The organism is Streptococcus mitis, from assembly GCF_946188695.1.
Taxonomy (GTDB): Bacteria; Bacillota; Bacilli; order Lactobacillales; family Streptococcaceae; genus Streptococcus; species Streptococcus mitis_DF.
This window is the reverse complement of record NZ_CAMHWI010000071.1, coordinates 1-258: the sequence shown is the minus strand read 5'-3', so window position 1 is coordinate 258 and position 258 is coordinate 1. Positions and strand designations below refer to the sequence as shown.

The 258-nt window shown below is 55.0% G+C and carries 1 protein-coding gene; it reads left to right on the top strand.

Features of this window, described 5'->3' with window-relative positions:
* The coding region (locus N8L33_RS10015) for a hypothetical protein (RefSeq protein WP_261059760.1) at positions 1-258 on the top strand (258 nt) is incomplete at both ends.

The following is a 258-nucleotide window of genomic DNA, read 5'->3' as shown; positions in this document are numbered from 1 at the left end:
GCGAAATCCAGCAGTGGAAAAGTTTCTCGCGTCGATGAAAAGTTTAACTGTTGAACGCCTCGGTGAGGCCGTCATGAGTCGTGACGAGATGGCCGAGCGTCTGACCAAAGTCGCACGCACCCGCATCGACGACATCATGGTCTTGTCAAACGACACACTCCTGAACCTTGAGGGTGAAGTCGTCCAGCAAGGCGCATGGGCGTTCAAGAATCCTGACGAGATGGGCGGTTACGGTGCGGGGATGATTAGCGAACTGAC